The sequence below is a fragment of the Bradyrhizobium frederickii genome (assembly GCF_004570865.1).
GTDB lineage: Bacteria > Pseudomonadota > Alphaproteobacteria > Rhizobiales > Xanthobacteraceae > Bradyrhizobium > Bradyrhizobium frederickii.
On record NZ_SPQS01000014.1, the window covers coordinates 15,529 to 28,406 of the forward strand.

General features: G+C 66.2%; 14 protein-coding genes. 6 read left to right on the forward strand and 8 right to left on the reverse strand.

Annotated elements, in window-relative coordinates; all coding sequences use genetic code 11:
- Positions 1–16 precede the first annotated feature (16 nt).
- The gene (locus E4K64_RS23575) at positions 17–1,405 is read right to left on the reverse strand and encodes a flavin monoamine oxidase family protein (protein WP_135165648.1); all 1,389 of its coding nucleotides are present in this window, start codon (positions 1,403–1,405) and stop codon (positions 17–19) included.
- 192 nt (positions 1,406–1,597) lie between these two features.
- On the opposite strand from E4K64_RS23575, the gene E4K64_RS23580 reads away from it, so the two are divergent.
- Positions 1,598–2,572, forward strand: a complete 975-nt coding sequence (locus E4K64_RS23580; protein WP_135165649.1) for a YiiX/YebB-like N1pC/P60 family cysteine hydrolase — start codon at positions 1,598–1,600, stop codon at positions 2,570–2,572.
- 105 nt (positions 2,573–2,677) lie between these two features.
- On the opposite strand, the gene E4K64_RS23585 is transcribed toward E4K64_RS23580, so the two are convergent.
- Complete coding sequence (locus E4K64_RS23585) at positions 2,678–2,953, reverse strand: metal-sensitive transcriptional regulator (RefSeq protein ID WP_135165650.1); 276 nt, start codon at positions 2,951–2,953, stop codon at positions 2,678–2,680.
- Positions 2,954–3,017: 64 nt separating this feature from the next.
- On the opposite strand from E4K64_RS23585, the gene E4K64_RS23590 reads away from it, so the two are divergent.
- The 3 genes from E4K64_RS23590 to E4K64_RS23600 all read left to right on the forward strand — a co-directional run bounded on the left by E4K64_RS23590 (position 3,018) and on the right by E4K64_RS23600 (position 7,058).
- Entirely contained in the window at positions 3,018–5,471 is a 2,454-nt protein-coding gene (locus E4K64_RS23590) for a heavy metal translocating P-type ATPase (RefSeq protein ID WP_135165651.1), read from the forward strand.
- A 78-nt stretch (positions 5,472–5,549) separates the two neighbouring features.
- Positions 5,550–5,996, forward strand: a complete 447-nt coding sequence (nikR, locus tag E4K64_RS23595; protein WP_135165652.1) for a nickel-responsive transcriptional regulator NikR — start codon at positions 5,550–5,552, stop codon at positions 5,994–5,996.
- Positions 5,997–6,317: 321 nt separating this feature from the next.
- Positions 6,318–7,058, forward strand: coding sequence for a sulfate transporter family protein (locus E4K64_RS23600; protein WP_135165653.1), 741 nt, complete (start codon positions 6,318–6,320; stop codon positions 7,056–7,058).
- A gap of 12 nt (positions 7,059–7,070) precedes the next feature.
- Here the strand turns inward: E4K64_RS23600 and nth are convergent, their stop codons facing one another.
- The gene (nth, locus tag E4K64_RS23605; RefSeq protein WP_135165654.1) at positions 7,071–7,853 is read right to left on the reverse strand and encodes an endonuclease III; all 783 of its coding nucleotides are present in this window, start codon (positions 7,851–7,853) and stop codon (positions 7,071–7,073) included.
- Positions 7,854–7,875: 22 nt separating this feature from the next.
- On the opposite strand from nth, the gene E4K64_RS23610 reads away from it, so the two are divergent.
- Positions 7,876–8,406 (forward strand): DUF2244 domain-containing protein, encoded by a 531-nt coding sequence (locus tag E4K64_RS23610; protein ID WP_135165655.1) that lies wholly within the window; start codon positions 7,876–7,878, stop codon positions 8,404–8,406.
- A 55-nt stretch (positions 8,407–8,461) separates the two neighbouring features.
- Positions 8,462–9,358: a methylated-DNA--[protein]-cysteine S-methyltransferase gene (locus E4K64_RS23615; RefSeq protein ID WP_135165656.1), complete on the forward strand. Its 897-nt coding sequence runs from the start codon at positions 8,462–8,464 to the stop codon at positions 9,356–9,358.
- Between the two features lie 110 nt (positions 9,359–9,468).
- On the opposite strand, the gene E4K64_RS23620 is transcribed toward E4K64_RS23615, so the two are convergent.
- The 5 genes from E4K64_RS23620 to E4K64_RS23640 all read right to left on the reverse strand — a co-directional run bounded on the left by E4K64_RS23620 (position 9,469) and on the right by E4K64_RS23640 (position 12,826).
- Positions 9,469–10,092 (reverse strand): 2,3-bisphosphoglycerate-dependent phosphoglycerate mutase, encoded by a 624-nt coding sequence (locus tag E4K64_RS23620; RefSeq protein ID WP_135165657.1) that lies wholly within the window; start codon positions 10,090–10,092, stop codon positions 9,469–9,471.
- Between the two features lie 19 nt (positions 10,093–10,111).
- Positions 10,112–10,927, reverse strand: a complete 816-nt coding sequence (gene dapB, locus E4K64_RS23625; protein ID WP_167772216.1) for a 4-hydroxy-tetrahydrodipicolinate reductase — start codon at positions 10,925–10,927, stop codon at positions 10,112–10,114.
- A gap of 209 nt (positions 10,928–11,136) precedes the next feature.
- Positions 11,137–11,448, reverse strand: coding sequence for a DUF1330 domain-containing protein (locus tag E4K64_RS23630; protein ID WP_028133551.1), 312 nt, complete (start codon positions 11,446–11,448; stop codon positions 11,137–11,139).
- Positions 11,449–11,527: 79 nt separating this feature from the next.
- Complete coding sequence (pyrF, locus tag E4K64_RS23635) at positions 11,528–12,241, reverse strand: orotidine-5'-phosphate decarboxylase (protein WP_135165659.1); 714 nt, start codon at positions 12,239–12,241, stop codon at positions 11,528–11,530.
- A gap of 6 nt (positions 12,242–12,247) precedes the next feature.
- Positions 12,248–12,826 (reverse strand): NADPH-dependent FMN reductase, encoded by a 579-nt coding sequence (locus E4K64_RS23640; RefSeq protein ID WP_135165660.1) that lies wholly within the window; start codon positions 12,824–12,826, stop codon positions 12,248–12,250.
- Between the last annotated feature and the right edge of the window lie 52 nt (positions 12,827–12,878).

Consider the following 12,878-nt stretch of genomic DNA (forward strand, 5'->3'; position numbering starts at 1 on the left):
CAGCGGAGTGTTTGCCTTACTGCCGCGGCGCGCGCCGCTTCTTTGTCGATTGCGTCGGCACGTCGGCGGTGTCGTCCTTGAGCGCGCCGATCTTGCGCAAGGCCGCGTCAGCGGCGCGCTCGCCGCTGTCCCAGGCGCCGTCGACGGTGCCCCACAGCGTCTCATGGGTGGCCTCGCCGGCGAGGAACACATTGCCGATCGGCTCCGCCAAAACCTTTCGCGAGAGCTGACCGCCGGGGGAGGCCGCCGACATCGCGCCCATCACGTAAGGCGAGGCGTTCCAGCGTGTGGCGCTGGTCTTCTGCACCGCGGCTGCAGCTTCGCTGCCGAACAGTTTTGTGATCCATTCCCTGGCAAAGGCCACCATCGCCTTCTCGCCCTGCTCGGAAAGTTCGCGGCCGAACGCGCCGGCGACATCGATGGAGCAGAGCGAGGAGCCGCCGATATTGGCGAACATCAGCCCCGTGCGCGTCGAGTTGCTCTGCTCGATCAGGATATCGTCGCGCGACAGGCCGAGCGGGTTGCCCGGCAATTGCAGCATGATGCGATCGTAGCTGCCGAGGCCGAGCTTTGCCGCCGCGTCCAGCGTGCGCTTGGGGATGTCGGGCGTGAACTTGATCGCGCCCGATGTCAGCACGTTGGTCGAGACCGTGACGATGACGGCGCGCGCGGCGATCTTGCCGGCTGGCGTCTCCACGCTGACGTCGCGGTTGCTCCAGGCGATTCGGCTTGCCGGCGTCGACAGCGCCACCGGCGCCTGCTCGCCGAGCTTGGCGATCAGCGTGCCGAGGCCCTGACGGCAGGCGATCGCCGCGTTGCGGTCCTGCGCGCGCCCCTTGTCGATCGCCGACAGCTCCTTCAGGTCTTTGCCGGCGAAGCCCGCGCCCAGCAAGAACTCGGCTGCGCCCGCCCAGTCGCCGAGATCCTTCGGCAGCACCGACGCGCAGGAGGTATCCAGCTTGCCGCGCGCCGCCTCGTCGATGGCGCGGTTGGCGCGCACCAGCGCCGCCAGGAACTGCTCGGTTTCGCCCGCACGCGCGTTGCGGCGGCCGATCCGCATCTTCTGGCCGGACGGCGCCGGCAGCACATCAAGCCCGGCACTGCGCGCCAGCCGGATCATCGGATTGGTATCTGGATTGTGCATCCAGCGTGCACCGCGGTCGAACGGCGTATCGAAGGTCGTGCTGTCGGTGAGACAGCGGCCGCCGATCTGGGACGCCGCTTCGACCACGATCACCTTGCGGCCCGTCGCCAGGATGCGCCGCGCCGCCGCGATTCCCGCAGCCCCCGCCCCGACCACGACGATGTCGGCCTCGCGCGGCAGGTTAGCCGCGTTGGCGCGCAGGACCGGCACCGCGGCAACAGCCGCCGACGCGACAAGGAAACCGCGGCGCGTGATTGTCATGTCATGGTTTCCGAGGACTTGCGGCGGACGGGAACAGTCAGCGAACCTTGCCGCATCTGATGTTGCACAGCAACCATCATGGTGAATCAATCGTGCTTGACCTCACGGAGCGATGAACCGAATTGCAACACGTTCGGACCATGATAGAGAAGGGAAAAAGACGGCCGGAAAAGGCCGTGGGGGGAGTTTGAAATGGGGACGGTCCTGGATTCAGTCGGCAAGCTGATTGCCGCGTACCTCTCCAAGGAGGTGCCGGGCTACGAGCCGTTCACGCCGAGCGACCCGGAGCACCTGCGCGGCGTCATCGAGCCCGGCGACGTGCTGCTGGTCGAGGGCAACAATCGCATCTCCGGCATCATCAAATATCTGACCCAGTCGACCTGGTCGCACGCCGCGCTCTATGTCGGCCCGGTCGAAGGCGCCGCGGAGCCCGATGGCGAGCCGCATGTGCTGATCGAGGCCAATATCGGCGAAGGCGTCACCTCCGCGCCGCTGTCCAAATATTTCCCGTATCACACCCGCCTCTGCCGCCCGGTCGGGCTGTCCTATGAGGATCGCACCACGGTCTGCCGCTATGCGATCAACCGCATCGGCTTCGGCTACGACACCAAGAACATCGTCGACTTGATGCGTTATCTGTTCCCGATGCCGATACCGCAGCGCTGGCGCCGGCGCATGATCGCGATCGGCTCGGGCGATCCGACCAAGATCATCTGCTCGGCGCTGATCGCGCAGGCGTTCGATGCCGTGCGCTACCCGATCCTGCCCAAGATCACCAAGGCCGGCAGCCGCGCCGCGCGCCGGGAGATCCTGCACATCCGCGATTCCTCGCTCTACATGCCCCGCGACTTCGATATCTCGCCCTATTTCGAGGTCGTCAAACCCACCATCGTGCACGGGTTCGACTACACCGCGCTGCACTGGGCCGACATGCAGAAGCCGCTCGAGGAGGTAGCGGGCACATTCAGTGTGTTTCCAGAAACGATCAGTGCGCCGCCGCTCGTTCCTGAGGCGATTGACCAGGAGGCGCCGGATGAGATTCCGGCTGAAGAAGTGAGCGTGCAGGCTGCGGTGGCCGAAAGCGTCTCCGGACATGTCGCGCTGCTGAAGAAGCTGGCGATGTACCGCCCGAGGCGGCGTAGCCGGACGCACGAGAGGGCGGCATAGACGCTGACGTACCTGCCTAGTGCGCAATTGCGCCCGGGCGCGGATCTCGCCTCTCAGCAACCATCATTGGCGGGCGCGAAGCGACGAAGCAGCGACCGCGAAGACCTACCGCTCCGCCCGTCCGATCACCGCCATCAGCTCCGCGATCTTCGCGCGTTGATCGACCTTGTCGCCGCTCGCGATGGCGTGCTCGACGCAATGGGCGACGTGATCCTTCAGGATCTCCTCCTCGACCCGGCGCAGTGCGGCCCGCACCGCCGAGATCTGCGTCACGATGTCGATGCAGTAGCGGTCGTCCTCTACCATTTTCGAGAGGCCGCGAACCTGGCCCTCGATCCGGCCGAGGCGTTTTCCGACAGATGCCTTGATGTCTTTGCGCATGCGGTCTATATACCCCTACCGGGTATGGGTTGCAAGACCCGGATACAGGCGCCGGAGCAGGGCTATGAACGAACACGGGCATCATCACGACGCGGGCGGACATTCCGGATGCGGGTGCTCAGCCAAAACGGAAGTGACCAAGGCGGCAGCGGCCAAGCCGGCAACGTCCTCCTGCTGCGGCGGGCACGGCGACCACGCCGGCCACGCGCATGACCCTGGTGAGGGCGCGACCAAGGTCAAAGACCCTGTCTGCGGCATGAGCGTCGATCCCGCGACCTCGAAGCACCACCTCGCCCATCACGGCGAGACCTTCCATTTCTGCTCGGCCGGCTGCCGCACCAAGTTCGCGGCCGATCCGGCCAAATATCTCGCCACGGAAAAGGCACCCGAGCCCGAGATGCCCGCGGGCACGATCTACACCTGCCCGATGCACCCCGAGATCCGCCAGGTCGGTCCCGGCAGCTGCCCGATCTGCGGCATGGCGCTGGAGCCCGAGGTCGCGAGCCTGGAGACCGGACCCAATCCCGAGCTCGCCGACATGACACGGCGGTTCTGGATCGGCGGCGCGCTGTCACTGCCGGCGGTGGTGCTGGAGATGGGCGGCCATCTCGCGGGTCCGCACAATTGGATCGACCCGACGCTGTCGAACTGGATCCAGCTCGCCTTCGCCACACCGGTGGTGCTGTGGGCCGGCTGGCCGTTCTTCGTCCGCGGTTGGCAGTCGCTGCTGACGCGCAACCTCAACATGTTCACGCTGATCGCGATGGGCACGGGCGTTGCCTATGTCTACAGCGTCCTCGGCACCGTCACGCCGCAGATCTTCCCCGCTACGTTCCGCGCCCATGAAGGTGCGGTCGCGGTCTATTTCGAAGCCGCCGCCGTCATCACCGTGCTGGTGCTGCTCGGCCAGGTGCTGGAGCTGCGTGCACGTGACGCCACCTCGGGCGCGATCAAGGCGCTGCTTCAACTGGCGCCGAAGACCGCGCGCCGCGTCGACGCCGATGGCAGCGAGCATGAGGTGGAAATCGATACGCTTCATGCCGGCGACCGCTTGCGCGTTCGTCCCGGCGAGAAGGTGCCGGTCGACGGCATCATCCTCGAGGGACGCTCCTCGCTCGACGAATCCCTGGTGACGGGGGAATCCATGCCGGTCACCAAGGAAACCGGTGCAAAGGTCATTGCCGGCACGCTGAACCAGTCGGGCAGCTTCGTGATGCGCGCCGACAAGGTCGGCCGCGAGACGCTGCTGTCGCAGATCGTGCAGATGGTCGCGGACGCGCAGCGCTCGCGCGCGCCGATCCAGCGCCTGGCCGATCAGGTCGCCGGCTGGTTCGTGCCCGCCGTGATCGTCGTCGCCCTGGCGGCCTTCGCCGCCTGGGCCTGGTTCGGACCGGAGCCACGGCTCGCCTTCGGTCTCGTCGCCGCCGTCAGCGTGCTGATCATCGCCTGCCCCTGTGCGCTGGGCCTGGCGACCCCGATGTCGATCATGGTCGGCGTCGGCCGCGGTGCGCAAGGCGGCGTGCTGATCAAGAACGCCGAGGCGCTGGAACGGATGGAGAAGATCGACACGCTGGTGGTCGACAAGACCGGCACGCTGACCGAGGGCAAGCCCAAGGTGGTCGCGATCGTGCCGGCTTCCGGCTTTGCGGAAGGCGAGATCCTGCGGCTTGCGGCCAGCGTCGAGCGCGCCAGCGAGCATCCATTGGCTGACGCGATCATGCGTGCCGCCAAGGAGAAGCAGCTTGCGCTCGGCCCGGTCGAGCACTTCGACTCGCCGACCGGCAAGGGCGCCACCGGCAAGGTCGACGGCAAGACCATCGCGCTCGGCAACGCCAGATATCTCGCCTCGATCGGCATCGACACGACGGCACTCGACGCCGAGGCCGAGCGGCTGCGCCAGGACGGAGCCACCGTGATCAACATGGCCGTGGACGGCCGGCTGGCCGGCCTGTTCGCGATCGCCGATCCGGTCAAGGCCTCGACCCCGGAGGCATTGAAGGCGTTGGCTGCCGAAGGCATCAAGGTGATCATGCTGACCGGCGACAACCGCACCACGGCGGAAGCGGTGGCGCGCCGGCTCGGCATCGCCGAGGTCGAGGCCGAGGTGCTGCCGGACCAGAAAAGCGCGGTGGTGACCAGGCTGCAAAAGGCCGGCCGCATCGTCGCGATGGCCGGCGACGGCGTCAACGACGCGCCGGCGCTGGCCGCCGCCGAAGTCGGCATTGCCATGGGCACCGGCACGGACGTCGCGATGGAGAGCGCCGGCGTGACCCTGCTCAAGGGCGATCTCGTCGGCATCGTCCGCGCCCGAAAACTGTCGCAGGCGACCATGAGCAACATCCGCCAAAACCTGTTCTTCGCCTTCATCTATAACGCCGCCGGCATTCCGATCGCGGCCGGCATCCTTTACCCGGCCTTCGGCCTGCTGCTCTCGCCGATCATCGCCGCGGCGGCGATGGCGCTGTCCTCGGTCAGCGTGGTCGGCAATGCGCTGCGCTTGCGCGCAACGCAGCTGTGACGCAAGCTCGCCAAATCGCCCCGGATGGCGCTACGCTCCATCCGGGCTGCGCAGGAGCGGTTTGAGCGAGAGGGGCCGATGCAGCGGATAACGATCACGATCGAGGACGACCTCCTGGCGGAGATCGACGCCGCAGCCGAGGCGCGCGGCTACCAGAACCGCTCCGAGATCATCCGCGACCTCGCGCGCGCCGGCCTGCAGCAGAGCACCGAGGACACCGCGCAGACCGGCCAATGCGTTGCCGGTCTCGTCTATGTCTACGACCACGCCGCCCGCGATCTGTCGAAACGACTGGTGCAGGAATTCCACGGCCATCACGACCTCGCGCTGGCGACCCTTCACGTCCATCTCGACGACAACAATTGCATGGAGATGACGGCGCTGAAGGGGCCGGCGGATGAGGTCAAGCATTTCGCCGACCACATCATCGCCGAACGCGGCGTCCGCTACGGCCGCGTGGTGATGATCCCGACCGGGGATGGCAAGCCGGCGAAAGGGCGGAAGCACGGGCACCGGCACGACTAGGCTTGCGGCTTGCGTGCCCCGGACGAGCGCAGCGCATCTTCAGCGGTGCGCTGCAGAGCCGGGGCCCATCTCGCGGCAAGCTAAAGCATGATCCGGAAAAGTGCGCAGCGGTTTTCCGAAAAGATCATACTTAAACAACAACCTAAGCGCGATGATGATTCATCCTGATCGCATCGCGCTTTAATGGGTCCCGGCTCTGCGGAGCAGCGTTGCACGCTGCACCGCGTCCGGGACACGGCCGTATCTTGGGCAACCAGCCTCCCTTGCCGAAGCCGCATTGGGTGTCTACTTCTCGCGGGTCGTTTCGTGAAAGGGTGCCCCATGCTGGATGCCGCCGTGAAGGCGCTGTCGCAAATGATCTCGCCGCCAATGCGCTCGATCCTGTGGCGATCGATCGGGCTTGCGCTCGTGCTGATCACCGTGCTGGCGATCGGCTTGCAGCGGCTGCTCAGCTGGTTTGCGACCTCCGGCGAGGTCTGGCTCGAAGGCCTGCTCGGGCCGGGCTGGCACTCTTCACTCGAAGTTCTGTCCTGGATCGTTTCGATCGCGGCGGGCCTCGGCGTCGTGTTCGGCGGCATCTTCCTGATGCCCGCAATCACCTCGCTGGTGGCGAGCCTGTTCGTCGACGACGTCGCCGACATCGTCGAGCGCGAGCATTATCCCGCCGAGCAGCCGGGCGTCGCGCTGCCCTTCAGCCAGGCCATCCTCGAGGGCATCAAGACCGCGCTGCTGACGATTCTGATCTATCTTGCGGCGCTGCCGCTGGTGCTGTTCGCCGGCGCCGGCTTCCTGGTCTTCTTCCTCGCCACGGCCTGGCTCCTGGGCCGCGAATATTTCGAGCTGGCGGCGATGCGCTTCCGCCCGCCGGAGGAAGCCAAGGCGATGCGGCGCGACAATGCCGCGACCATCTTCACCGCGGGCCTGTTCATCGCCGCCTTCGTCTCGATCCCGATCGTCAATCTGGCGACGCCGATCTTCGCCATGGCCTTCATGGTCCACATGCACAAGCGGCTGTCGGGCCCGCGGCCGGAGCTGATCGCGCCGGCGCGGCAGATGCGGTAACGGAGCCGTCGCTCAGACCGTCTTCTCTGGCCACCGGCAGAGATCATTGATCAGGCAGACCTCGCAGCGCGGCTTGCGTGCGAGGCACGTGTAACGGCCGTGCAGGATCAGCCAATGATGGGCATGCAGCATGAACGCGGCCGGGATCACCTTTTCCAGACCAAGCTCGACCTCCAGCGGCGTCTTGCCGGGCGCCAGCCCCGTGCGGTTGCCGACGCGGAAGACGTGCGTGTCGACCGCCATGGTATGCTCGCCGAAGGCCATGTTGAGCACGACGTTGGCGGTCTTGCGGCCGGCGCCGGGCAGCGACTCGATCTCGGCGCGGGTGCGCGGCACCTCGCCGCCGAACTCGCTGAGCAGCTTTGCCGATAGCGCGATCACGTTCCTCGCCTTGGTGCGGTAGAGGCCGATGGTCTTGATGTAGTCGCGCAAGCGCTCCTCGCCGAGGTCGAGCATCTTCTGCGGGGTGTCGGCGACCTCGAACAAGGCGCGCGTGGCCTTGTTGACGCCGGCGTCGGTCGCCTGCGCCGACAGCACCACGGCGACCAGCAGCGTGAACGGATTGACGTGCTCAAGCTCCCCTTTCGGTTCCGGGTTGGCTTTGTGGAAGCGGCTGAAGGCGTCGTAGACCTCGGCCGGCGTCCAAGGTCTTGAGGAATTGGGCTTGGTGGCCTTGAGCGATTTTTTCGCCGGAGCCGATGCCTTGACGGGCTTGGGCTTCGCAACGACAGCCTTTGCCTTCTTGTTCGGCACGGGCGCTTTGCGCGGCGCCGGCTTGCGGGTGATTTTCGCCATGATCGGGATATACTGATGGACGATGAGCGCAGGCAACGAAATTGAGCGCGGCGATCCCGAACAGCGCGAAGCGCAGATCTTCTCTGCGCTGCTGACGCCGCACCGCTCGCTGAACCGCACCGGCTTCCTCGCCGTGATGCTGTTCCTGAGCGTGGTCAGCTTTGCCACGGGCCTCGCCTTCCTGATCAAGGGCGCCTGGCCGGTGCTCGGCTTCTTCGGCCTCGACGTGCTCGTGGTGTGGTGGGCCTTCAAGGCCAATTTCCGCACCGCCCGAGCCCGTGAGGAGATTACGGTCACCGCCTCCGAACTGCGCGTGAGACGCATCAACCATCGCGGCCAGGTCGCCGAATGGACGTTCAATCCGCTCTGGGTCCGGCTCGACATGGAGGTCGACGAGGACTTTGGCATCGAGCACCTCTATCTGATCTCGCGCGGCCGCCAGATCCAGATCGCGAGGTTCCTGGGGCCGGAGGAAAAAGCAAGTTTTTACAAAGGCTTGGTTGAAGCGCTCAATGCCGCCAAGCGGGGGCCGACCTACAATCCGATCAGCTGATGTCGCATCGGAAATCGGGTGGTTTCCCAGCCGCCCCTCTCCTACATTTCCGGTCATGATGACACTCGCCATACACGACCAGCGCCTGACCAAGCCGGGCCCCCAGAACGCCGCGCTGCGCGACTATGATTCGGTGCGCCGGGCGATCGCCTTCATCTCGGCGAACTGGCGCGCGCAGCCGACCATCGAGGCGATGGCCGACGCGGCCGGCGTCACCCCGGATGAGCTGCACCATCTGTTCCGCCGCTGGGCCTCGATCACGCCAAAGGCCTTCATGCAGGCGCTGACGCTCGACCACGCCAAGGGCCTGCTGCGGGACTCCGCGAGCATTCTCGACGCCGCGCTCGATTCCGGCCTGTCGGGCCCGGGCCGGCTGCACGATCTCTTCGTCACGCACGAAGCCATGTCGCCGGGCGAATGGAAGAACGGCGGCGCCGGCCTCACCTTGCGCTACGGCTTTCATCCCTCCCCATTCGGCACGGCGATCGTGATTGCGACCGATCGCGGCTTGTCAGGGCTTGCCTTCGCCGACCACGGCGAGGAGAAAGTCGCGCTCGCCGACATGACGCGGCGCTGGCCGCACGCCACCTATGTCGAAGACCACGAGGGCACGGCGCCGCTCGCTGCGCGCATCTTCGACACCAGGCTGTGGCGGCCGGACCAGCCGCTGCGCGTGGTGATGATCGGCACCGATTTCGAGGTGCGGGTGTGGGAGACGCTGCTGAAAATCCCGATGGGCCGCGCGGTGTCCTATTCCGACATCGCCTGCAACATCAACAGCCCGAAGGCCTCGCGCGCCGTCGGCGCGGCGATCGGCAAGAACCCGGTCTCGTTCGTCGTGCCCTGCCACCGCGCGCTCGGCAAGAGCGGCACCCTCACCGGCTATCATTGGGGCATCACCCGCAAGCAGGCGATGCTGGGCTGGGAAGCCGGACAGCTGGGGATGCAGTAGCCGAGATGCCGTAGGGTGGGCAAAGGCGCATGGCGCCGTGCCCACGATCTTTCTCGAACCACTGACGCAACGTGGGCACGCTTCGCTTTGCCCACCCTACGAGACCGTCCTTACCCCGCCAGATCCAGCTTCGAGGCCACGGTCGAATCCGCATTGAGGCGGTAGATGATCGGCACGCCGGTGGCGAGCTCGCGCTTCAGGATGCCTTCGGGCGAGAGCTTTTCCAGCACCATGATCAGCGCGCGCAGCGAATTGCCGTGGGCGGCGACCAGCGTGCGCTTGCCGTTGAGCACGCTGGGCAGAATCTCCTGCACGTAGTACGGCAGCGCGCGCGCCAGCGTGTCCTTCAGGCTTTCGCCGCCGGGCGGCGGCACATCGTAGGAGCGGCGCCAGATCAGCACCTGCTCCTCGCCCCATTTCTTGCGGGCGTCGTCCTTGTTGAGGCCGGAGAGATCGCCATAATCGCGCTCGTTCAGCGCGAGGTTCTTCGAGGTCGGCAAGCCTTCTTGGCCGAGCTCGCCGAGGATGATGTCGAGCGTGTGTTGCGCGCGCGTGAGCACCGAGGTGAAGGCCACGTCGAACACGAGGCCCTGTGCCTTCAGCTTGCGGCCGGCTTCCGTGGCTTCCTTCACGCCGAGCTCGGTGAGATCGGGATCCTTCCAGCCGGTGAACAGGTTCTTCAGATTCCATTCGCTCTGGCCGTGGCGCACGAGCACGAGAAGACGTTCGCTCATTGACTGCTTTCCGTGTTGTTCAGATGTCGGACAGGCCGAGCACGTCGGCCATGGAATAATGCCCCGGCGCCTTGCCATGCGCCCATAGCGCCGCCCTGAGCGCGCCGTGGGCGAACAGCATGCGGTCCTCGGCCTGATGCGACAGCGTCAGGCGCTCGAACGGGCCGAGGAAGGTCACGCTGTGGTCGCCGGCGACGGTGCCGCCGCGCAACGAGGCAAAGCCGATATTGCCCGGCCTGCGCGCGCCGGTGATGCCGTCGCGGCCACGCTCGGAATGGTCGTCGAGGCTGACGCCGCGTCCGGCCGCTGCGGCCTGGCCCAGCATCAGCGCGGTGCCCGAGGGTGCATCGACCTTCATGCGGTGATGGGTCTCGACGATCTCGATGTCAAAATTCTGGTCGAGCGCCTTGGCGACGCGCTTGACCACGGCGGCAAGCAGGTTGACGCCGAGGCTCATATTGCCCGACTGCACCACGATGGCGCGGTTGGTGACGCTCTTGATCACGGCGTTGTCGGACATCGAGAGCCCGGTGGTGCCGACGACATGGACGATTCCCCGCTCGGCCGCGATCGCGACATTGGCGATGGTCGCGGCCGGGACGGTGAAGTCGAGGATCCCGTCGGCCTCCTTCGACATTGCCCAGAGATCGGCCGAGAGCTTGATGTCGTTGGCCGGCAGGCCGGCGAGCACGCCGGAATCCTTGCCGAGCAGCTCCGAGCCCGGGGCCTCCAGCGCGCCCGCCAGCACCGCGCCTTTGCTTTCGGCAATCGCCCGCACCAGCGCGCGGCCCATCCGGCCGCCGGCCCCAGCTACAATCAAGCGCATGTCCGACATGGTGTGATCCTCTTCGCCGCCGTTGTAGCGGGGGGAGGCAGTTCCGGCAACCGAGGGGGTCAGGCAGGTCGCCTGCGGCCATCCTTCGAGACGCTCGCCTCCGGCGGGCCCTCAGGATGAGGTCTCGTTTCGCGGCGAGATATCAGACCCTCATGGTGAGGAGCCCGCGCGAGCGGGCGTCTCGAACCATGCAGGCCCGAGAGGGCGCCTCAGCCGTCCTGCGGCTGCGGGCCGTCATAGCCCTCGATGATGATGAGATCGGCGACCGAGTGCGGCTGGCGCACCTTGATGTTGGCCTGGTATTCCGGCGAATTGTAGCAGGCGAGCGCGGTCTCGTAGTCCGGGAATTCGATCACGACGTTGCGGGTGCGGCTGGCGCCTTCGACGGTGGTGAACTTGCCGGCACGGACGACGAAGCGGCCGCCCCATTTCTTGAAGATCGGACCGTTGGCGACGGCGTAGGGCTTGTAGCCCTCATCACTGCTCACGTCGACGCGCCCGATCCAGTAGCCCTTTGCCATTGATTTCTCTCCCTTTGTTGTTGGGGTAATTTCTATTTGAGCATGATCTGATCGGAAAACCGCTTCACACTTTTCCGGATCATGCTCCAAGCGCCTGCGCAATCTCGGCCTGAATGGCGTCTGCGACGGCCTTCGGATCGGCGGCTTCCACGATCGGACGTCCGACGACGAGGTAATCGGCGCCGGCGGCGATCGCGCGGCCCGGCGTCATGATGCGCTTCTGGTCGCCGGTTGCCGAACCTGCCGGCCGGATGCCCGGCGTGACGAGGTGCATCTGGTGGCCGACGATCTTGCGCAGAGCACCAGCTTCCTCCGGCGAGGACACCAGACCGTCGACGCCAAGCACCTGCGCCTGCTGCGCGCGCGCCTCGACCAGCTCGGAGACGCCGAGCCGATAGCCCGCCGCGTGCAGGTCGTCCTCGTTGTAGGAGGTCAGCACCGTGACGGCGAGAATCTTCAGGCTCGAATTGCCGCGGCCTTCGACCGCACCCTTCATGGTCTGCGGATAGGCGTGCACGGTGAGGAAGGTGGCGCCGAGTCTGCTGATGCTCTCGACGCCCTGCATCACGGTGTTGCCGATGTCGTGCAGCTTGAGATCGAGAAAGACCTTCTTGCCTTTGTCGGCGAGCTTGCCGACCAGCGGCAACCCGCCGGCATAAGCGAGCCGATAGCCGATCTTGTAGAAGGTGACGCTGTCGCCGAGACGGTTGATGATGGCCTCCGCGGCATCGACGCTGGGCAGATCGAGCGCGACGATCAGGCGGTCCTTCGGGGCGATCTCGGCTGGCGTCATGTCACCTCACATCATGCGTTGGGAAATGTCGATCAATTGCGCGACCAGCTCCTTCAACGCGGCGATATCGCCCTCGTTCTTGAGCCTGTCCATATCGTCATAGGCCTGATCGGCAAAGGCGAGCGTGAGCTGGCTGGCAATCACATTGGCGTGGCAGGAGGTCAGGATCAGCCTGAGCGCCTGCAGCGCGCGCGCCGCACCGAGCCGGCTCTGCGAGGCGCCGGCGAGCGCGAAGGCACGGTTGCGGAACACCTCGCCGCGCGCCTCGTGCAGCTCGTGCACGCGGCTGACCCAATCGATCGCGTTCTTGAGCAGCGGCGGCACCGAGGCGTTGTATTCGGGCGTGACGAACAGCACGCCATGATGCGCGCCGACCATGCGCTTGAGATTGATGGCGTGCTTGGGCACTCCGGATTTGGCCTGGAGATCGCCGTCGTAGATCGGCAGCGGAAAGTCGGCGAGCGAGATGCGGGTGACGTCGACGCCGGCCCGGGCGAATTCATAGGCTATGACCGCCGCCAGCTTCGCGTTGTGCGAGCCGGTACGCAGCGAGCCGGGAATGATCAGGATCTTGGGTGCGGCCATCCGCTTCCATACGTTCGGCGAAACCAGTCCGCCGCGCACAGAAGGAAGCCGG

Bases quoted from the DNA above. Each gene is read 5' to 3' on its own strand.
- E4K64_RS23575 (WP_135165648.1), bottom strand. From the start codon at position 1,405: ATGACAATCACGCGCCGCGGTTTCCTTGTCGCGTCGGCGGCTGTTGCC.
- E4K64_RS23580 (WP_135165649.1), top strand. From the start codon at position 1,598: ATGGGGACGGTCCTGGATTCAGTCGGCAAGCTGATTGCCGCGTACCTC.
- E4K64_RS23585 (WP_135165650.1), bottom strand. From the start codon at position 2,953: ATGCGCAAAGACATCAAGGCATCTGTCGGAAAACGCCTCGGCCGGATC.
- E4K64_RS23590 (WP_135165651.1), top strand. From the start codon at position 3,018: ATGAACGAACACGGGCATCATCACGACGCGGGCGGACATTCCGGATGC.
- nikR (WP_135165652.1), top strand. From the start codon at position 5,550: ATGCAGCGGATAACGATCACGATCGAGGACGACCTCCTGGCGGAGATC.
- E4K64_RS23600 (WP_135165653.1), top strand. From the start codon at position 6,318: ATGCTGGATGCCGCCGTGAAGGCGCTGTCGCAAATGATCTCGCCGCCA.
- nth (WP_135165654.1), bottom strand. From the start codon at position 7,853: ATGGCGAAAATCACCCGCAAGCCGGCGCCGCGCAAAGCGCCCGTGCCG.
- E4K64_RS23610 (WP_135165655.1), top strand. From the start codon at position 7,876: ATGAGCGCAGGCAACGAAATTGAGCGCGGCGATCCCGAACAGCGCGAA.
- E4K64_RS23615 (WP_135165656.1), top strand. From the start codon at position 8,462: ATGATGACACTCGCCATACACGACCAGCGCCTGACCAAGCCGGGCCCC.
- E4K64_RS23620 (WP_135165657.1), bottom strand. From the start codon at position 10,092: ATGAGCGAACGTCTTCTCGTGCTCGTGCGCCACGGCCAGAGCGAATGG.
- dapB (WP_167772216.1), bottom strand. From the start codon at position 10,927: ATGTCGGACATGCGCTTGATTGTAGCTGGGGCCGGCGGCCGGATGGGC.
- E4K64_RS23630 (WP_028133551.1), bottom strand. From the start codon at position 11,448: ATGGCAAAGGGCTACTGGATCGGGCGCGTCGACGTGAGCAGTGATGAG.
- pyrF (WP_135165659.1), bottom strand. From the start codon at position 12,241: ATGACGCCAGCCGAGATCGCCCCGAAGGACCGCCTGATCGTCGCGCTC.
- E4K64_RS23640 (WP_135165660.1), bottom strand. From the start codon at position 12,826: ATGGCCGCACCCAAGATCCTGATCATTCCCGGCTCGCTGCGTACCGGC.